This is a genomic window from Solihabitans fulvus (assembly GCF_008386585.1).
GTDB lineage: Bacteria > Actinomycetota > Actinomycetes > Mycobacteriales > Pseudonocardiaceae > Solihabitans > Solihabitans fulvus.
Genome location: NZ_VUOB01000027.1, coordinates 87,562 through 106,144, shown reverse-complemented (window position 1 = coordinate 106,144; position 18,583 = coordinate 87,562). Strand labels below are relative to the sequence as shown.

At 71.4% G+C, this 18,583-nt stretch carries 20 protein-coding genes; 7 read left to right on the top strand and 13 right to left on the bottom strand.

The window, feature by feature from the left end; genetic code table 11:
• The first annotated feature begins 17 nt into the window (after positions 1–17).
• The 3 genes from F0L68_RS16320 (at position 18) to F0L68_RS16310 (ending at position 4,329) form a co-directional block, all read left to right on the top strand.
• Positions 18–2,876, top strand: coding sequence for an alpha/beta fold hydrolase (locus tag F0L68_RS16320; RefSeq protein WP_223198836.1), 2,859 nt, complete (start codon positions 18–20; stop codon positions 2,874–2,876).
• Positions 2,873–3,826: an ABC transporter permease gene (locus F0L68_RS16315; RefSeq protein WP_149850432.1), complete on the top strand. Its 954-nt coding sequence runs from the start codon at positions 2,873–2,875 to the stop codon at positions 3,824–3,826. Before F0L68_RS16320 ends, F0L68_RS16315 begins: the two co-directional genes overlap by 4 nt.
• A gap of 272 nt (positions 3,827–4,098) precedes the next feature.
• Positions 4,099–4,329 (top strand): zinc ribbon domain-containing protein, encoded by a 231-nt coding sequence (locus F0L68_RS16310; RefSeq protein ID WP_438672287.1) that lies wholly within the window; start codon positions 4,099–4,101, stop codon positions 4,327–4,329.
• Between the two features lie 108 nt (positions 4,330–4,437).
• Here F0L68_RS16310 and F0L68_RS16305 read toward each other — a convergent pair whose 3' ends face one another.
• From F0L68_RS16305 to F0L68_RS16265, 9 genes are all read right to left on the bottom strand, one after another.
• Positions 4,438–4,863 (bottom strand): VOC family protein, encoded by a 426-nt coding sequence (locus F0L68_RS16305; RefSeq protein ID WP_149850431.1) that lies wholly within the window; start codon positions 4,861–4,863, stop codon positions 4,438–4,440.
• A gap of 73 nt (positions 4,864–4,936) precedes the next feature.
• A complete protein-coding gene (locus F0L68_RS16300) occupies positions 4,937–6,091 on the bottom strand; it encodes a winged helix DNA-binding domain-containing protein (protein ID WP_149850430.1) in 1,155 nt (384 codons plus the stop codon).
• Positions 6,091–6,645: a hypothetical protein gene (locus tag F0L68_RS16295; RefSeq protein ID WP_149850429.1), complete on the bottom strand. Its 555-nt coding sequence runs from the start codon at positions 6,643–6,645 to the stop codon at positions 6,091–6,093. The genes F0L68_RS16300 and F0L68_RS16295 overlap by 1 nt, the downstream gene beginning before the upstream one ends.
• Positions 6,646–6,806: 161 nt before the next feature.
• Positions 6,807–7,151: an MmcQ/YjbR family DNA-binding protein gene (locus F0L68_RS16290; protein ID WP_149850428.1), complete on the bottom strand. Its 345-nt coding sequence runs from the start codon at positions 7,149–7,151 to the stop codon at positions 6,807–6,809.
• Positions 7,148–7,333 (bottom strand): hypothetical protein, encoded by a 186-nt coding sequence (locus tag F0L68_RS16285; protein ID WP_149850427.1) that lies wholly within the window; start codon positions 7,331–7,333, stop codon positions 7,148–7,150. Before F0L68_RS16285 ends, F0L68_RS16290 begins: the two co-directional genes overlap by 4 nt.
• A gap of 2 nt (positions 7,334–7,335) precedes the next feature.
• Positions 7,336–7,725 carry a type II toxin-antitoxin system VapC family toxin gene (locus F0L68_RS16280; protein ID WP_149850426.1) on the bottom strand — a complete coding sequence of 130 codons (390 nt, stop codon included), beginning with the start codon at positions 7,723–7,725 and terminating at the stop codon, positions 7,336–7,338.
• Positions 7,722–7,994, bottom strand: coding sequence for a type II toxin-antitoxin system VapB family antitoxin (locus tag F0L68_RS16275; protein ID WP_149850425.1), 273 nt, complete (start codon positions 7,992–7,994; stop codon positions 7,722–7,724). The genes F0L68_RS16280 and F0L68_RS16275 overlap by 4 nt, the downstream gene beginning before the upstream one ends.
• Positions 7,995–8,028: 34 nt before the next feature.
• A complete protein-coding gene (gene uvrB, locus F0L68_RS16270; RefSeq protein ID WP_149850424.1) occupies positions 8,029–10,188 on the bottom strand; it encodes an excinuclease ABC subunit UvrB in 2,160 nt (719 codons plus the stop codon).
• Between the two features lie 67 nt (positions 10,189–10,255).
• Positions 10,256–11,380: a DUF5685 family protein gene (locus F0L68_RS16265; RefSeq protein WP_149850423.1), complete on the bottom strand. Its 1,125-nt coding sequence runs from the start codon at positions 11,378–11,380 to the stop codon at positions 10,256–10,258.
• A 136-nt stretch (positions 11,381–11,516) separates the two neighbouring features.
• On the opposite strand from F0L68_RS16265, the gene F0L68_RS16260 reads away from it, so the two are divergent.
• Together F0L68_RS16260 and F0L68_RS16255 are read left to right on the top strand one after the other, a co-directional pair.
• The gene (locus F0L68_RS16260; RefSeq protein WP_149850422.1) at positions 11,517–12,089 is read left to right on the top strand and encodes a ribonuclease FAU-1 family protein; all 573 of its coding nucleotides are present in this window, start codon (positions 11,517–11,519) and stop codon (positions 12,087–12,089) included.
• Between the two features lie 148 nt (positions 12,090–12,237).
• Complete coding sequence (locus F0L68_RS16255) at positions 12,238–12,756, top strand: hypothetical protein (RefSeq protein ID WP_149850421.1); 519 nt, start codon at positions 12,238–12,240, stop codon at positions 12,754–12,756.
• On the opposite strand, the gene F0L68_RS16250 is transcribed toward F0L68_RS16255, so the two are convergent.
• The 4 genes from F0L68_RS16250 to rpsA form a co-directional block, all read right to left on the bottom strand.
• Positions 12,732–12,917, bottom strand: a complete 186-nt coding sequence (locus F0L68_RS16250; protein ID WP_149850420.1) for a hypothetical protein — start codon at positions 12,915–12,917, stop codon at positions 12,732–12,734. The genes F0L68_RS16255 and F0L68_RS16250 overlap by 25 nt on opposite strands.
• A 49-nt stretch (positions 12,918–12,966) precedes the next feature.
• Entirely contained in the window at positions 12,967–14,166 is a 1,200-nt protein-coding gene (gene coaE / locus F0L68_RS16245) for a dephospho-CoA kinase (protein ID WP_149850419.1), read from the bottom strand.
• A 30-nt stretch (positions 14,167–14,196) separates the two neighbouring features.
• Positions 14,197–14,829, bottom strand: coding sequence for a hypothetical protein (locus F0L68_RS16240; RefSeq protein WP_223198834.1), 633 nt, complete (start codon positions 14,827–14,829; stop codon positions 14,197–14,199).
• A 173-nt stretch (positions 14,830–15,002) separates the two neighbouring features.
• Positions 15,003–16,499 carry a 30S ribosomal protein S1 gene (gene rpsA, locus F0L68_RS16235; protein ID WP_149850418.1) on the bottom strand — a complete coding sequence of 499 codons (1,497 nt, stop codon included), beginning with the start codon at positions 16,497–16,499 and terminating at the stop codon, positions 15,003–15,005.
• A gap of 207 nt (positions 16,500–16,706) precedes the next feature.
• Between rpsA and F0L68_RS16230 the strand changes: the two genes are divergently transcribed.
• Positions 16,707–17,561, top strand: a complete 855-nt coding sequence (locus F0L68_RS16230; RefSeq protein WP_149850450.1) for a class I SAM-dependent methyltransferase — start codon at positions 16,707–16,709, stop codon at positions 17,559–17,561.
• Between the two features lie 64 nt (positions 17,562–17,625).
• Positions 17,626–18,555: a GNAT family N-acetyltransferase gene (locus F0L68_RS16225; RefSeq protein ID WP_149850417.1), complete on the top strand. Its 930-nt coding sequence runs from the start codon at positions 17,626–17,628 to the stop codon at positions 18,553–18,555.
• Positions 18,556–18,583: the final 28 nt, after the last annotated feature.

Sequence of the window (18,583 nt, the reverse complement as noted above, 5' to 3'; positions counted from 1 at the left end):
CCCCTACCGTCGACGGAGTGTCCCGCTTCCGGAGCAGTTGGTCGCTGCTCGCCGTCATTGTCGTGCTCGCCGTGGTCGGCGCGGTCGTGCTGTGGACCCGCTCCGGCGCGCCAGAGCCACCCGTCAGCTCCCGCGACGCGTTCGTCGAGGTGCCGGAGGGTCCCGGCAGCTCCGGCACCGTGCGGCTGGACACCACGCTCTACCTGCCGGCCAGCACGCCCGCGCCGGCCGTGCTGGTCGCGCACGGGTTCGGCGGCAGCAAGCAGAGCGTCGCCGACCAGGCCAAGGAGCTGGCCAGGCAGGGCTTCGTTGCGCTCGCCTACTCCGCGCGGGGCTTCGGCGCCAGCACCGGCCAGATCGGGTTGGACTCGCTGAACTACGAGGTGCGCGACGGCCAGCGGCTGATCGACTGGCTGGCCACCCGGCCCGAGGTGAAGCTGGACAAGCCGGGCGACCCCAGGGTCGGGGTGACCGGGGCGTCCTACGGCGGCGCGCTGGCGCTGATGCTGGCCGGCGTGGACAAGCGGGTGGACGCGATCGCCCCGGTGATCACCTACAACGACCTCGCCCAGGCACTACTGCCGAACGCCGCTGGCCAGCAGCCCGGCGACGCGAAGACCCCGGCGGCCGGCGCGTTCGGCCAGGATGGCGTGTTCAAGCGCTCGTGGGCCGGCATCTTCTTCGCGGCGGGGCTCGGCGGCGCGCAGGCCAACCCCACCCAGGAGGCGCCGGAGGCCGGCCAGACCGGCACCCAGAACACCGGAGCCCAGCAGGGCGCGACCGCGCCGAGCGCGGACACCCCCGGTAGCTCGGGCACCCAGAAGCCCGTTGCGGGGCAACAACCACCGGGCAGCTGCGGCCGGTATCGGCCCGAGGTCTGCCGCGCGTACACCCAGCTCGCCACGACCGGCAGGGCCGACGCGCAGACCCTGCAACTGCTGCGCGACTCGTCCCCGTCGACCGTCACCGGCCAGATCACCGCGCCGACCATGCTGGTGCAGGGCGAGCAGGACACTCTGTTCGGGCTCGACCAGGCCGACCGCACCGCCAACGAGATCACCAGGGCCGGCGGCAAGGTCAAGATGGTCTGGTACACCGGCGGCCACGACGGCGGCGGCCCAGGACCCGAGCTGCGCAAGGAGATCGGCGACTTCCTGTCGTTCCACCTGACCGGGAGTGGCGCCGACCCCGGCACCGGGTTCGAGTACGCCGTGCAGGGCGCGTTCCGCAACAGCGGGGTGCCCTCGGTGCGGACCATCACGGCGCCCGGCTATCCGGGCCTCACCGGCGACGGCACGCAGCGGCGGACGCTGCCCCTCACCGGCCGCGAACAGGCCGTGCTGAACCCGCCGGGCGGCAACCCGGCCGCGGTGAGCAGCCTGCCCGGCCTCGGCTCGGCGCTGACCAGCGGCACGGCCAGCCTGGCCGGCCGGTTGGCCGTCGACGTGCCCGGCCAGGCGGCGAGCTTCACCACCGCCCCGCTCGACGCGCAGCTGCTCGTCACCGGCTCCGCCACCGTCCGGGTGCACGTGGCCGCGCCGCAGGGCCAGCCCGCGCCCGCCGACGGCGCGGTGCTGTTCGCCAAGCTCTACGACATCGCCCCCGACGGCACCCGCTCGCTGCCCGGCTCGGCCGTCGCGCCGTTCCGGGTCGGCCAGCTGCCCGCCGACGTCACCGTCACGCTGCCCGGCATCGTCAAGCCGATCGAGGCAGGCCACCGGCTCCAGCTCGTGCTGGCGACCACCGACCAGGCCTACGCCAACTCAGCCGAGCCCGCGTCCTACGTCGTCTCGCTGGCCGAGGGGGCCGGCCTGGCCGTCCCGGTGGTGCCCGGCCACACCAGCACCGGCCAGAGCGTGCCGGCCGGCCCGCTGTGGGGCATCGCCGCGGTGATCGTCGGCGCGCTGGCCGTCGTGCTGGTGAGCGCGCTGCGCCGACGCCGGTCCGACGACGTCGACCCCGAGCTGACCGGCGTTCCACTCGTCATCGAGGGCCTGACGAAGTCCTACCCCGGCGGGCTGACCGCCGTGAACGACCTGTCCTTCCGGGTGGAGCACGGGCAGGTGCTCGGGCTGCTCGGCCCCAACGGCGCTGGCAAGACGACCACGCTGCGGATGATGATGGGGCTGATCAAGCCGAGCGCGGGCCAGATCAGGGTGTTCGGGCACCGGATCGCGCCCGGCGCGCCGGTGCTGTCCCGGATCGGGTCGTTCGTCGAGGGCTCCGGGTTCCTGCCGCACCTGTCCGGCGCGGCGAACCTGCGGCTGTACTGGGCCGCGACGGGCCGCCCCGTCGAGGAGGCGCACGTCGAGGAGGCGCTGGAGATCGCCGGCCTCGGCGACGCGGTGCACCGCAGGGTCCGCACCTACAGCCAGGGCATGCGGCAACGGTTGGCCATCGCGCAGGCCATGCTCGGGCTGCCGGACCTGCTGGTGCTCGACGAGCCGACCAACGGGCTCGACCCGCCGCAGATCCACCAGATGCGCGAGGTGCTGCGGCGCTACGCCTCGGCGGGGCGCACGGTCCTGGTGTCCAGCCACCTGCTGGCCGAGGTCGAGCAGACGTGCAGCCATGTGGTGGTCATGCACCGGGGCAGGCTGGTCGCGGCCGGCGAGGTCGCCGACATCGCCCAGGGCGGCGGCGAGGCCAGCTTCGTGGTCGACCGGCAGGACGCGGCCGTTGAGGTGCTGCGCGCGCTGAACGGCGTGACCGAGGTGGCTGTCGACGGCGGTCAGGTGCACGCGAACCTGGACGGCGTGCCGAGGTCGGTCGCGGTCGCCGCGCTCGTCACGGCAGGCGTGTCCGTCGAAGGAGCCGCGCCGAGGCGCCGGCTGGAGGACGCGTTCCTCCAGCTCGTTGGAGAGGACGCGCGATGAGCAGGGACGAGGCAGGCGTGCACACCGAGGACCACGACGTGCACACCGATCCCGCCGCGGTCGGCGACCTGACCGACGCGGCGGCGCACCAGGTCAACCGGGTCGCCAAGGACGGGTCGACGGTGGGCTACCGGGCCAACCGGACGCTGCCGCTGCGGGTCGAACTGGCCAGGCAGCTGCGGCGGCGGCGCACCCAGTTGGTGCTCGGCTTCCTTGTCGTGCTGCCGTTCCTGCTGGTGTTGGCGTTCCAGCTCGGCTCCAACTCGCCCAACCGGAAGACCGGCGGGTTCGTCGACCTGGCCACCTCCAGCGGCGTGAACTTCGTGGTGTTCGTGCTGTTCGTGTCGGGCAGCTTCCTGCTGCCGATGATCGTGGCGCTGTTCTTCGGCGACACCATCGCCAGCGAGGCGTCCTGGTCCAGCCTGAAGTACCTGCTGGCCATCCCGATTCCCCGGCACCGGCTGCTGCGGCAGAAGGCGCTCGCCTCGGGGCTGCTCACGCTGCTCGCCCTGGTGCTGCTGCCCGCGGTGTCGCTGGCGGTCGGCGCGGTCTGGTACGGCACGGGCCAGTCGGTCAGCCCGACCGGCGAGGCGGCGTCGTTCGGCAGCGGCGTGGTCAGCCTGGCGCTGGCGGTGTGCTTCGTCGCGGTGCACCTGTTCTGGGTGGCCGGCCTCGCGCTGTTCCTGTCGGTGTCCACCGACGCGCCGCTCGGCGCGGTCGGCGGCACGGTGCTGGTGTCGATCCTGTCGCAGATCCTGGACCAGATCACCGCGCTGGAGGGCCTGCGCAACTACCTGCCGACGCACTACGCCTTCGCCTGGGCCGACCTGCTCACCGCCGACGTTGACTGGTCCAACCTGATCAAGGGCGCGTGCTCGTCGCTGGTGTTCGGCGCGGTGTTCACGCTGCTGGCCGCGAGGCGCTTCACCACAAAGGACATCACCAGCTGACCGCTACCGGACTGCGGGCCAGTGCTCGGCCCCTCAGGGCGGGGGTGAAGGCCCGCGCTGCTGGGAGGGCCGCCAAGGCCCGAGCAGTGCCTGACACCGGGTGGTTGTGCTGCTCGGTGTAGGCGTGCCGCAGTGTCGTGGCGTGAGAGTCACTCGAACGTGATCTTGCGTGGGTTCGCACGGGTGTTCGATGCTGGTGGTGTGCAGCTTCGCTTCAACTACCGGGTACCCGGCTGGCCAAGTCCGTGCACGACGCGGGATGGTCGACGTTCGTGGCGATGCTGGAATACAAGGCCGTCCGCCACGGTCGGACGTTCACGCGGGTGGACCGCTGGTTTCCCTCCACCCGCACCTGTTCGGACTGTGGAGTGATCGGCGAGAAGCTGCCGCTCGACATCCGGGAGTGGACATGTCGCTGCGGCGCGCGCCACGACCGGGACGTGAACGCGGCGAAGACATCCTGGCGGCCGGACGGGCCGACAGATCAACGCCTGTGGAGCTGATGTCAGTCTCGGGTTCGCCCGAGCGGTCGGCCGCGAAGCAGGAACCCGCCGGGAGCGCGGCCCAGGCCGCACAGACCGGAATCCCCCGCGTTCACACGGGGGAGGACGTCAAGTCACGCAGAACTCGTTGCCCTCGGGGTCCTGCATGACGACGCAGTAGCCGAACTCCTCCTCGACCTCGCGCAGCCTGGTGGCCCCGGCCGCCACCAGGCGCTCGACGTGCTCGGCCACCGCGGCGCGGCGCAGCACCGGGTCGGGCGCGCCCGCGCTCGCGTGCACGTCGAGGTGCATGCGGTTCTTCGCGGTCTTGCCCTCCGGCACCGGCAGGAACAGCAGCCGGGGCCCGCGCCCCTCCGGGTCGATGACGGCGGCGCGCCACTGGTCGCGGGGCATGCCGTGCGCCGTGGCGAACGCTCCCCAGCTGATGAAGCCGGGCGGCGGCGGATCGGGGACGTAGTCCAGGGCCAGCACCCAGAACTCCGCCAGCTTCTGCGGGTCGCTCGCGTCGAAGGTCACCTGCACACCGATCGCCATGATCGCCACCTCCGTCTGTGCCCTGAGCACCATTGTGATCGACGGTCGGCCGTTCGTGGAGCGACTCTCTCGGCTATCCCGGCAGCACCCTGACCTCGGCGCTCGGCAGCGCGGCCCACCAGTGGCGGAAGCGGCGATACACCGTGGGTTCGCGGTCGGCGAGCAACGCCGTCAGCGCCTCGGCCTCGGCGGCGAGCCCGGCCCACACCTCGGCCGGCAGGCGGTGGAAGGCGGTGGCCTCGATGCCGCCGTCGACCGGCCGCCACACGCCGGCGACCTGGCCGTCGACCAGGAGGGTCGGCAGCACGTCGCCGTTCGACCTGGTCACGAGCGGGCGGTAGTCGGGCGGGATGACACGGCCCCGGTCGGCGTGGGCGAGCAGCACGCTGTCCCACATGGCCATCAGCCTCGGCGGGGCGGGCGTGTCCGCCAAGGGCCGCAGCCCGCTGGGGACGTCGAACAGCTCCGTGCCGTCGGGCCCGGTCAGCCGTTCCAGCGAATCGCCGAGGGCGGCGACGGCGGTTCTGGCTCTGGCCCGCTGCACCAGCGCGAACTGGGCCACGTCGGCCGCCGACGCCGGGCCGAACCCGGCCAGGTAGCGCAGCACCAGCGTGGTGAGCGCGTCGTCGGACCGCTCCCTGTCGTACGGCGTCGCCTGTGCCCCGGCCGCCACGTACGCCGGTCGCTGGCCGAAGGACCACGTGTCCCCCGTCGGGGCGTGCAGCACCGGCGCGAACGTCCGCAGCGCCCACCACGCGCCCTTCGGGGGCAGCTCGATCCGCGCGGCGAACCACTCCTCGACCTCGGCCGTCACGCGGGGTTTCGCCAGGAACGCCAACAGGTCGGGGACCAGGGCGTCGGCCTCGGCGGCGGACAGGCCGCTGCGCGCGAAGCGCGGGTCGCCCATCCTGCTGCGCAGCGTCGGCTGCATGGCCGAGTGCATGGCCGGATGGTCGTCGGGGTGCACGACGTGCAGGGTGAACCGCATGAGCGTCGCCTTGACCAGCTTCCGCTCGGCGAAGGCGGCGTCAAGGTCGGCAGGGTCGAAGTCGGCGAGCCGGTTCCACAGCGCGAGGTACGGCGAGGCGGCGTGCTGCGCCTGCACGGCAACCACGCGACGCAGCGCGTCAGGAGCGCCGAGCGGTTCCCGCCCGAGCAGCAGCTGCCTGCCCAGCGTCGCTCTGTTGAGTTCCCGCGCGGTGATCGTCGCGCCCTCTGGACACCGCACTAGGCCACACCCGGGTGACGCTCGGCCAGCGACATCGTCCAAGCGTAGAACGCCGTCGGGTCACCGAGGGTCGGCGGCAGGTCGGGCGGGACGAGGTGGCCGTTGGCGGCGCGGAGGAGGTCGAACAGCCCCAGGTAGCACCACTCCCAGAGCATGCTGTCGAAGTTGTACGCGTTCATCAGCGGGGTCAGCCTGCCGCGGATGTCTGCGACCTCGTCCCGGCGCAGCCCGGCCTCGCGCAGCCTCGTCTCGGTGTCGATCTCGTGCTCGACGGTGAACGAGGTGTCCAGGAACGGTTCGAGCAGGTCGCCCCAGACGTCGGGGCGCTGGCGGTGCGGGACGTCGTTGTGGCGGCAGAACCGTTGCAGGGCGACGCGTTGCCGGCTCGGGACGAACAGGGTCTCGCCCGAGGTGGTCACGACCTCGAGCGGGAGCGCGATCCAGTCCGCGTCGCGGAGCTGCGGCACGGTGACGACGCCGGCGGGGTGGACGGTCGAACCGAGGAAGTCGTAGCCAAGGAACCGGATGCTGTCCTCGGCGAAGCTGACCTCCATCGGGCGCCCCCAGGTTCAGGCTCGTGTCGATCACGGCCCGGCCGGCCGTCCCCCTGGGGGACGATAAGGCCGGCCGATGAAATCGGGATAACACGGCACTAACGCGCCAGGACCGACATCCGTGCCCGCGCGACCGACCGGGCGGACTCACGGCCGGGCGCTTAGGGCCGGCGCGACCTGGGCAGCCTGCCGACGACGTCCTCGTAGGAGCGGTCCAGCAGCTCCAGCACGTCGTCGTCGGGCACCGCGCCGCCGAGCCGCACCCTGTTCCAGCCGTAGCGGCCGATGTAGGCGCTAACGGTGACGTCCTCGGGGTACCGCTCGCGCCACTCGCCCGCCGCCTCGGCGGTGGGGCCGCACTTGACCCCCACCGTCCCGTCCTCCAGCCCGATGAACGCGAACGCCTTGCCGCCGACCTTGCAGACCAGGCTCTGGTCGCCGAAGGGGTAGGTCTCCTCCGCGCCCGGCCTGGCAAGGCAGTACGCGATCACCTCATCGAGACTCACGCGCACACCCCGTCGGGCCCGATGCCGAGGATCTCTTCCCGTTCGGCCTTGGAGATCGGCTTTCCGCGCTCACCTGGCGGCACAAACGGCCAGACCTCCTTCTCCATGAACTGGCGAAACTCCGCCTTGCGCAGGGGCCTGTCGGAGCCTGAGCGCTCCTGGTCCGAGGTCTCTTCGTCCATGCCTACTTCACCAACGGAAGATCGGTCTGCGAGAAGTCGTTTCCGACGAACAGCAATGGCTCGCCTGCGACATACGCGGTCGCATAGCTGAGACAGTCACCGAAGTTCAATGCGGCCGGGTGCCGCCCCCTGCCGAATCGATTGAACGCGTCCACGGCGATCTCGGTGTGCGCTTCGGTGAACGGAACGGTCTTGATCCCGTTGTGTTGTAGGAAACGCGCCAGCAGTGTGTTTCCACGTGCACCCCACCGGCCAACCAGGACCATGCCCGTCTCCAACTGCGTGGGCGCGCCGATCTTGGGTACCACTGCCTCGGCGATGCGCTCCTCCAGACGCTCGTATCCCGGCTCGCGACCGATGATCGCGATGATTGCGGAGGTATCGATGATCATACGCCGTCTGGACCGATTCCCAGGATCTCTTCCTGTTCGGCCTTGGTTAGTGGCTTGCCCAGCTCGTCTGGCGGAATCAACGGCCAGATCTCCTCTTCCAGAAAACGATGCAGTCGCAGTCGACGTCGTTCGGCATCTTCGTGAACCATGAGCCGGTCGCGTCGCTCCTGTAACGCCGCCCGCACCGCGCCGGTCTTCGACTCCCCGGTAAGAGCGGCGACCTCAGCAGCCAGCCGCTCCGTCTCGGCATCCTTGATATTGAGTGCCATGGTGGAACGGTACCATCAATGGTGCAATGCCGCCCTACTTCACGCCGGCCGCGTCCATGCCGCGCAGCTCCTTCTTGAGGTCGGAGACCTCGTCACGCAGCCTGGCGGCCAGCTCGAACTGGAGATCGCGCGCCGCGTTCATCATCTGCTCGGTGAGCTGCTGCACGAGGTCGGCCAGCTCGGCCCGCGCCATCGTGCTGACGTCCTTGTCCACCAGCACGCCCGAACTGCGGCCGGAACCGCGCTCCCCCGTCGGCTTCTTGCCGCGCGACACGTTGCGCCCGGAACCGCCGACCGGCACGTCCTGCTCGGAGTCCTCCGCCTCCCGGTACACCGCCTCCAGGATGTCGGTGATCTTCTTGCGCAGCGGCTGCGGGTCGAGCCCGCGCTCGGCGTTGTAGGCGGTCTGCTTGGCGCGCCTGCGGTTCGTCTCGTCGATCGCGTGCCGCATCGAGTCGGTGATCTTGTCCGCGTACATGTGCACCTGGCCGGACACGTTTCGCGCCGCGCGGCCGATCGTCTGGATCAGGCTCGTGCCCGAGCGGAGGAAGCCCTCCTTGTCCGCGTCCAGAATGGACACCAGCGACACCTCGGGCAGGTCGAGCCCCTCCCGCAGCAGGTTGATGCCGATCAGCACGTCGTACTCGCCCAGCCGCAGCTGCCGCAGCAGCTCGACCCGGCGCAGCGTGTCCACCTCCGAGTGCAGGTACCGCACCCGGATGCCCAGCTCCAGCAGGTAGTCGGTGAGGTCCTCGGACATCTTCTTGGTCAGCGTGGTGACCAGCACCCGCTCGTCCTTCTCGGCCCGCACCCTGATCTCGTGCACCAGGTCGTCGATCTGCCCGTCGGTCGGCTTCACGATCACCTCGGGGTCGATCAGGCCGGTCGGCCGGATCACCTGCTCGACGAACTCGCCGCCCGCCTGGCCCATCTCGTACGGGCCCGGCGTCGCGGACAGGTACACCGTCTGGCCGATCCGGTCGGCGAACTCCTCCCAGGTCAGCGGGCGGTTGTCCAGCGCACTGGGCAGCCGGAAGCCGAACTCCACGAGGTTGCGCTTGCGGGACGCGTCGCCCTCGTACATGCCGCCGATCTGCGGCACCGTCACGTGCGACTCGTCGACGACGAGCAGGAAGTCGTCGGGGAAGTAGTCGATCAGCGTCGCGGGCGCCGTGCCGGCCGCGCGGTCGTCGATGTGCCGCGAGTAGTTCTCGATGCCGTTGCAGAACCCGACCTGGCGCATCATCTCGATGTCGTAGCTGGTGCGCATCCGCAGCCGCTGCGCCTCGAGCAGCTTGCCCTGCCGCTCCAACTCCGCCAGCCGCTCGGCCAGCTCGGCCTCGATGCCCCGGATCGCCCGCTCCATCCGGTCCGGCCCCGCGACGTAGTGGGTGGCCGGGAAGATCCGCAGCTCGTCCACCTCGCGGACGATCTCGCCGGTGAGCGGGTGCAGGTAGTAGAGCTTGTCCACCTCGTCGCCGAAGAACTCGACCCGGATGGCGAGCTCCTCGTAGGCGGGGATGATCTCCACCGTGTCGCCGCGCACCCGGAAGGTGCCGCGCGCGAACGCGATGTCGTTGCGGGTGTACTGCACGTCAACCAGCGCCCGCAGCAGCAGGTCCCGCTCGATGGTCCCGCCGACCTTCACGTCGATCGAGCGGTCCAGGTAGGACTGCGGCGTGCCGAGGCCGTAGATGCACGACACCGAGGCGACCACGATGACGTCCCGCCTGGTCAGCAGGCTCATCGTGGCGGAGTGGCGCAGCCGCTCGACGTCCTCGTTGATCGAGGAGTCCTTCTCGATGTAGGTGTCGGTCTGCGCGATGTACGCCTCGGGCTGGTAGTAGTCGTAGTAGCTGACGAAGTACTCGACCGCGTTGTCCGGGAAGAACCCCTTGAGCTCGTTGGCCAACTGCGCGGCCAGCGTCTTGTTCGGGGCCATCACCAGGGTGGGCCGCTGCACCCGCTCGACCAGCCACGCCGTGGTCGCGGACTTGCCGGTGCCGGTGGCGCCGAGCAGCACCACGTCCTTCTCACCGCCCCGGATGCGGCGCTCCAGGTCGTCGATGGCCTGCGGTTGGTCGCCAGCAGGCTGGTAGTCGGCGACCATCCGGAACCTCGCGTCGGTGCGCGGGATGTCGCCGACCGGACGGAACTCGGAGTGCGCGGTGGGGTACTCGGTAGGGAAGGCCACGGCCCGAGGTTACGCGCGGCCCCCGACATTTTCAGGCGCGCCTGGGCAGTCGCTCACCCGCCTCTGGTCAGTTGCAACTTTGGCAGCACTCGCAGCACTCACAGCACGTGCCGCACGACCCGTCGCAGCCGCAGCCGTCGCAGCCGCAGTTCGAGCACCAGCCGCTTCGCTGGACCCGCGACCACGGGCCGGGGAAGGAGTCGCGGCAGCACAGCTGGCAGGTGCAGAACATGAACGTCGCCACCGCGCAGCCGGTGAACCAGTTGCGCCTCGGCTGCGGCGGCGGGGCCTGGGGTCCGTCGGGCGGCAGCACGTACGGCCCGCCCGGCTGTTGACGGCCGGTGGGTGCGAACGTGCGGTCGACGGCGTGCCGCAGCTCGTGCACCAGCAGGGCGTGCACCAGTTTCTGGTCGGTGAACTCCGCCTCGGCCAGCGCGAGCCGCACGCCGAGCACGGCGTCGTCGCACAGCTGGCGCGCCCGCGCCAGGTCGGTTCCGGTGGCGCGCAACGGGTTCCACGCGCCGGCCGCCTCGTCGGCGGCCAGGTCCTCCACGGCGTCGAGGAGGTGCGCGACCCGCCCGAACAACCGGCCGGCCTCGGCCAGCGCCTCGGTGTTCCCCGGCCGACCGGCGAGCACGGCCGTGTGCGCGAACGCGGCCGCCGTGGCCGCCTCGGTCGGTTCGGTCACCGCGAGCACGGAACTGCCGACCGTGGCCGCCGCCTCGACCTCCGGCTGCCGCCGCACGGCCTCGACCAGGACGTCGGTGTCGAAGCCGACGTCGTGCCCGGTCGTCGCGCCCTGCCTGGCCCAGCGCGCGGCGACCCGGCGCGCGGCCCCGGCGACCGGGCGGCGCGCGAAGGCGCCGTCGGCGTCCACCACGTGATCGCTGACCTTGGCGGAGGCCAGCACCAGGGAGACGGCCGCGGCCAGCCGCGCGCCGTCGCCGTGCGCGACCTCGGCGGAGCGCAGGCCGCGCAGCGCGCACGGGCCCGCCGCCCTGCGGCCGGAGCCGGCCGGGGACTGCGCCTCGACCAACGCGGAGATCACCAGGCCGTCGTAGTTGGTGACGGTCCTGGCCAGGTGGCCGTGATCGTCGCGGAGGGCGAGGCACAGGCCGCACAGGTGCGCGAGCCACGCCGCGCGCAGCTGCTCGGACAGCCGGTTCCGGCAGGGCCGGATGATCCCGAACACGGCGTTCCCCTCCGCGTGACAAAACGCCCGACCAGACGTCTGACCAGCGATCCTAGCGAGCAGGTTCACCCGTTCGTGGCGGAATGAGCCGCTGTCGGCAGGTCCGTTTTCGCCGGCGACTAGGCAGGATGGCCGCATGGCGACCGAGCAGCGCACCCAGTCCCCACAGCGCCGGTTCCCGGAGGGTTCGACCGTGCCGCACATCCACCCGCCGAAGATCGAGTACTTCGACATCGACGCGAAGAGCAACACCGATCCGAAGGGCTTCGCGCGGGTGGTGGACGAGTTCCACCTCACCAGGTCCGGGCTGTACATGTACCGACCGGTGCCGGGACATCCGCAGCTCAGCCACTTCGAGTCGTGGCTGCTGCCCTCGCACGGGCTGCGGCTGACCCGCCAGTCCTGGCGGCCGGGCCACGAGCGCGAGTACGACCTCTACATCGACGTCGTCGAGATCACCTCGGATCACTCCATCTGGCGAACCGTCGACCTCTATCTCGACCTCATCGTGTGCACCGGACGGAGCGTGACCGTGCTGGACACCGACGAGCTGCTCGCCGCGCTCGGCGCGGGGTTGGTCAGCCCGGCACGGGCGGAGTGGGCGCTGCGAACGGCCTACCGCGCCGTCGGGGGCATCTCGGCGCACGGCTACGACGCGCCAGGGTGGCTGGCCAGCGAGAAGGTGGTCACGACCTGGCGACCGCGCTGATACTCAGCGGGGGCCGGAGCGGTCAACCGCCGTCCGAATGGAGGACAGTCACCGTCACCACATCGGTATGCAACTCGACACAATCCGTGATGTAACGAATCGGACCGGGCCGTCACGCGGCGCACACCTACGGCTACCCTCGGGTCGCGTGGGAGCGGTCATCACACCGCAGTTGGTTGACGTTGTTGACACGTTGACCGCTGTGCGCAGCTACTCGTCCGGCACGACCCGGCAGCTCACGACCTGCCGAGTGGAGCGCTGGGGCCTCCGCATGGAGTGCCCGACGCCAGAGGATCCGTTCTCGGACTCCGAGGTCACGTTACTGCTGCCCGACCTGGGCCTCCGCCTCACGCAACTGCGCCCGAGGTCGCGACACGCCCGTTCGGGGCCGAGCATTCTCACCTCGGTGCGAGTCGAGCGGGACACCCGATCGTGGCGCACCACCGACCTGCTGCTCGGGCTGGCCGTGCCCGGCGGGACGACCGCGCGGATCGTCCGCTCCGAGGACTTCGCCGCCGCCGTGGCCGGGCACGTGCTGCTGCCCGGCGACGCCGACCTCGCGCTGCGCACCGTGCACCGGACGCTGGAGGAGTTGAGCCGGTACCGGCACGATCTCGGCACGTGGCTGACCGACCAGGGCATCTACGAGGTCTGGCCGCCGATGTAGTCCTCGGTCCGGCGTCTCCTCGCGACGCCGAACCGGCCGACCCCGTCCGTTCCCCGCCCGGCGGCGGCCTGGCTCGTCACCCCGGCGGGGACCAACGTCCTGACGCGGCGCGGCCCGGCTACCTCGGCGGGGTCCAGCCCGGCAGCGGTCTGGCCCGTCACCCCGACGGGGATCAACGTGACGCGGCGCTGCTACCTCGGCGCGGTCCCGCTAACTCGGCGGAGTCCAGCCCATCCGCTCGGCCCATGCCAGCGCCGCCGGCGTGGCCGAGTCGAACCACGGCTCCTTCGCCTCGGCGTAGGGCCCGGTGGTGCCGTCGGCGGCATGCTCGGCCGCCAGCCGCACCTTCAGCTCCTCGTACTCGCGCCTGCGCTCCGGCTCGGCGCGCAGCCAGTCGCGCAACAGCAGCGCCAGCCGCCAGCCCGGCGAGCCGAGCACCCGCAGGTGCAGGTTCGCGTTCCTGCCGGGGTCGGCCGCCCCGTGGAACCGCTTGCGCCAGTCCGCCGGATCCGGGGCGAACGCCTTCGGGTTGTCCTCGGTGACCTGGGGCGCCTGCGGGAAACCGGCGTCGGCCAGCTGGTCCGCGATCGCGTCCGCGTCGGCCAGCGACGCGACGGTGAGCTGGAGATCGATGACGTCCTTGGCCGCGAGACCCGGCACCGAGGTCGAGCCGATGTGGTCCACGCGCAGCCCCCGCTCCCCCGCCGCCAGCGCGATCCTGCGGGACAGCCGCTCGGCCTGGGCAGGCCAGGTCGGGTCCGCCGGCACGATCCTGGCCTGGCGCACCACGTTGCGGCGGCGCAGCCGGACGTTGGCCTCGTAGGGCACCAGCCGGTCGGCCCACAGGGCGTCGACCTCGGCGAGCACGAGATCCGGCGTGCTGGTGTTGTCGAGCCACACGTCCGCGACCGCGCGGCGCTGCTCGTCGGTGGCCTGCGCGGCGATCCGCGCGCGGGCGTCCGCCTCGCCCATGCCGCGCGCCGTCACCAGCCGGTGCACCCGCTGCTCCGGCTCGGCGTGCACGATCACCACGAGGTGGTACGCGGGGGCGAGGCCGTTCTCCACGAGCAGCGGGATGTCGTGCACCACCACGGCGTCCGGCGGCGCGGCCGCGAGCAGCTCGGCCGTGCGCGCCCCGACCCTCGGGTGCACGATCGCGTTCAGCGTGGCCCGCGCCGCGTCGTCGCCGAAGACCTTGCCGGCCAGCGCAGGCCGGTCGAGCGAGCCGTCCGCGCGCAGCACCTCGGCCCCGAAGGCGGCCACGATCTCGGCGAGCCCGTCGGTTCCCGGCTCGACCACCTCGCGGGCCAGCCGGTCCGAGTCGATCAGCACCGCGCCGTGCTCGGCGAGCCGACCGGCCACCGTCGACTTGCCCGATCCGATGCCCCCGGTGAGGCCGACACGCAACATGGCGAACAGTGTGCCAGCAGGGATCGCCGGCTACTTCGGGGTCAACGCCTTCACCGCGAGCGCGGCCAGCGCGGCGCCCACCTTGTCGTCGGGGAACACGCCGTTCTTGGCGCGCACCACGTACGTCGTCCTGCCGAGCGAGCCGATCACCATGCGTTCGGTCTTGCCGGTGACGAGCTTGCCCTGCATCTTCTCCACCGCGATGTCAGCGACGCCCGCGCCGTCCTGCCGCTCGCTGTCCACGCTGTCCCTGACCCGCTGCTGCGCGGACGCCTCGTCGGCGTAGGTGGCCAGGCCGATCACGATCGCCGCCGAGGCGATCGTCCTGCCTTCGGGGATCCCGTAGTAGCAGTCCAGCTTGCCGGTGCGGCCGACCGTCGGCTCCGGCACGCCGAGGATCCTGGCGGGCTGGCCGTCCAGCGGCTGGCCGACCACGCCGTCGACGTCGACCGCAGGGACCACCAGCTTGCAGTCATCCGGCAGCGGCCGGTCCGCAGGCGCGACCGTCGTGGTCACGGCGGTGCTGGCAACGATGGTGGGGATCTGCGGCGCGGCGACCGGCGCCCGTTTGGCCGCCGCGCAGCCCGTCAACGCGACGGCGCAGCCTGCGCTCACGGCGACACCGAGCACAGCCAACCGTCGCAACCGCCGCGCATCGCTCACGAAAAACAGACCGTAGTCGGCCGTCCCGGGTCCCGCCAAGGGGAACTGCCGAGTACCAATGCCTCTGATCGGGCGATCTTGGTCGACAGACGAAAGGCCCCGCACCACCGAAGTGGTGCGGGGCCTTCCTGGCTCGGTGATCCTCAGCGGATCACGCGGCGATCCTCAGTGGATCACGCGCCGCCGGACAGCTTCTCGCGCAGCGCTGCGAGCTGCTCGTCGCTGGCCAGGGTGCCACCGCTCTGGGCGGGGGCGCCGGTCGTGGACGACGCGGCGGCGGCCGGAGCCTCGCCACCGGAGGAGTAGTTGGTCTCCCCGGCAGCCTCCAGCTCGGCCTCGGCGGCCTTGGCGACCTGCTTCATGTGCTGCTCGTAACGAGTGTGAGCCTCGGCGTACTGCCGCTCCCACTCCTCACGCTGCTTCTCGAAGCCTTCCTGCCAGTCCTGGGTCTCCGGGTCGAAGCCCTCGGGGTAGATGTAGTTCCCCTCGTTGTCGTACTCGGCGGCCATGCCGTACTGGGTCGGGTCGAACTCCGAGTCGACCGTGAAGCCCTCGTTGGCCTGCTTGAGCGACAGCGAGATGCGGCGACGGTCCAGGTCGATGTCGATGACCTTGACCATGACGTCGTCGCCGACCTGAACGACCTGCTCCGGGATCTCGACGTGGCGCTCGGCCAGCTCCGAGATGTGAACCAGACCCTCGATGCCCTCGTCCACGCGGACGAACGCACCGAACGGAACCAGCTTGGTGACCTTGCCCGGCACGATCTGACCGATCGCGTGGGTGCGGGCGAACTGACGCCACGGGTCTTCCTGGGTGGCCTTCAGCGACAGGGAGACGCGCTCGCGCTCCATGTCGACGTCGAGCACCTCGACCGTGACCTCCTGGCCGACCTCGACAACCTCGCTCGGGTGGTCGATGTGCTTCCAGGACAGCTCGGAGACGTGCACCAGGCCGTCGACGCCACCGAGGTCCACGAAGGCACCGAAGTTGACGATCGAGGACACAACGCCCTTGCGGACCTGGCCCTTCTGGAGCTGGTTGAGGAACTCGCTGCGAACCTCGGACTGGGTCTGCTCCAGCCAGGCGCGGCGGGACAGGACCACGTTGTTGCGGTTCTTGTCCAGCTCGATGATCTTGGCCTCGAGCTCGCGGCCCACGTAGGGCTGGAGGTCGCGGACGCGACGCATCTCGACGAGCGACGCGGGGAGGAAGCCACGCAGTCCGATGTCGAGAATCAGGCCACCCTTGACCACCTCGATGACGGTGCCCTTGACCGGCTCGTCCTTCTCCTTGAGCGCCTCGATGGTGCCCCAGGCGCGCTCGTACTGCGCGCGCTTCTTGGAGAGGATCAGCCGACCTTCCTTGTCCTCCTTCTGGAGAACGAGGGCCTCGACCTCGTCACCGACGCTGACCACCTCAGCGGGGTCGACGTCGTGCTTGATCGACAGCTCGCGCGAGGGGATGACACCCTCGGTCTTGTAGCCGATGTCGAGCAGGACCTCGTCCCGGTCGACCTTGACGATGGTTCCCTCAACGATATCGCCATCGTTGAAGTACTTGATCGTCTTGTCGATGGCGGCGAGGAAGTCCTCCTCCGTCCCGATATCGTTGATGGCGACCTGCCGCGGCGACGTGGCAGCCGGGACGATGGTGGTGTCGGTGGACATTAGGTAGGTGGCTCCGGTACGGATTGGGGTTGTTGGCCTGCGGTGCTACGGCGAGCCGGTGCACGCTCACCTTCCGGTGACTTCTGGTCGGTGGCCAGCGCGAACCTACTACGCGGGCGATATCGTACGCGGCCACGCGATTGCCGGGCAAACCCGGTCCCCAGAAGGAGCAGTGTGACCACCCAGTCCGACCCCGGCGCGAGCTACGTGACCGACGCCACACCTTCGTACCTCGGCGAGCGGCACGCCAGCGCCGAACGCGAGCTCGGCACCTCGGGGGTGGCCAAGCGCACCGTCGGCACGGCCGAGTCCCGGTCGGCCAGCCGCGCGTGGTGGGACGCCGACGCCGACGACTACCAGGCAGAACACGGCCAGTTCCTCGGCGACGCCGAGTTCGTCTGGTGCCCGGAGGGACTGCGCGAGGCCGACGCCGGCCTGCTCGGCGACGTCGCGGGCGCGCGGGTGCTTGAGGTCGGCTGCGGCTCCGCGCCGTGCGCGCGCTGGCTGCGCGGCCGCGGCGCCGAGGTGGTCGGGCTCGACCTGTCCTCGGGCATGCTGCGGCACGCCCTGGCCGGCAACGCGGCGACGGGTGTCGCGGTGCCGCTGGTGCAGGCCAGCGCCGAGGAGCTGCCGTTCGCGAGCGGGTCCTTCGACGTGGCCTGCTCCGCGTTCGGGGCGGTGCCGTTCGTGGCCGATCTCGGCGCGGTGTTCGGCGAGGTGGCCAGGACGCTGCGGCCGGGCGGCCGGTGGGTGTTCGCGGTGACCCACCCGATCAGGTGGATCTTCCCGGACGACCCCGGCCCGCTCGGGCTGACCGTGACCCAGTCCTACTTCGACCGCACGCCGTACGTGGAGGTCGACGACGACGGCGCGGCGACCTACGTCGAGCACCACCGCACGCTCGGCGACTTCGTCCGGCACATCGTCGGGGCCGGCCTCGAGCTCGTCGACCTGGTCGAGCCCGAGTGGCCGGCGGGCCACACCAGGGAGTGGGGCCAGTGGAGCCCGCTGCGCGGCCGGCTGTTCCCGGGCACCGCGATCTTCGTGACGCGCAAGTCGTAACGTTGGCGATCACGGGCGCGCCCTGCCGCGCGCGCCCGGGTCAATAGCTGCGCGCGGAGGAACGATGACCGTCGGTCGGGGACTGATGGAGGCGCAGTCGACACGCTTCGGCGCGCTCGACCCGCTGCTCCCGCCGGCGGCGGAGCCCCCGGACGGCGACGTGATCACCGCGGCGCTGACCGACGGCAGCCGGGTGGCCGGGGTGCTCAGCCGCCACCTGCACGAGCCCGGCGCGCTGGCGCGGCTGTGGTCGGCCGACGAGGTCTGGGAGCTGACCCCGTTGATCGGCGGCTCGGGGCTGGCCGGCATGGACGCGGTGCTGCGGGCGTGGCGGCGGCGGCTGGACCGGCTCGGCGAGCCGGGACCGGACTCGTCCTGCGTGGTGACCTGGCCGAGCCGGGACGCGGAGGGCACCAGGGCGCTGCTGGACCACGGGCTCGTGCCGCTGTCGACGATCGCGGTGCGGCGCGCGGCGCCCCCGGCGAACTCGGTGCCGACCACCCTGACGATCCGCGAGGCCGCGCCGCGCGACCTGGACGTCGTGGTCGACCTGGCCATGGCCGAGCTGGCCTACTCCGCGTTGGTCGGGGCGACCGTGCAGCGGCCGGAGGCGGCCGACCTCAAGCGCGCGGCGCTGCGCGAGCGGTTACAGGCCGGCGGCCTGGTGTGGCTGGCCGAGCGGGACGGCATCGCGGTGGCGCTGGCCGAGTGCGCGCTGAGCGAGTCGACGCCGGGCAGCTGGATCGCGTCGCGGCTGCCGCTGGGGCGGTGGGGCTATGTCAACTGTGTGTCGGTCCTGCCCGGCGCGCGCGGGGCCGGCGTCGGCCAGCAGCTCATGGCGCACGTGCACCGCGAGCTGCACCGACGCGGCGCGATCGGCAGCTACCTCTACTACAACCCGCCGAACCCGCTGTCCTCGGTGTTCTGGATCCGACAGGGCTATCGTCCACTGTGGACCGTGTGGGAGGTCCGGCCGGCCGGCGCCCTTCGCTGACCGGTCCCGTGCCGAGCCGTTTCGAGTG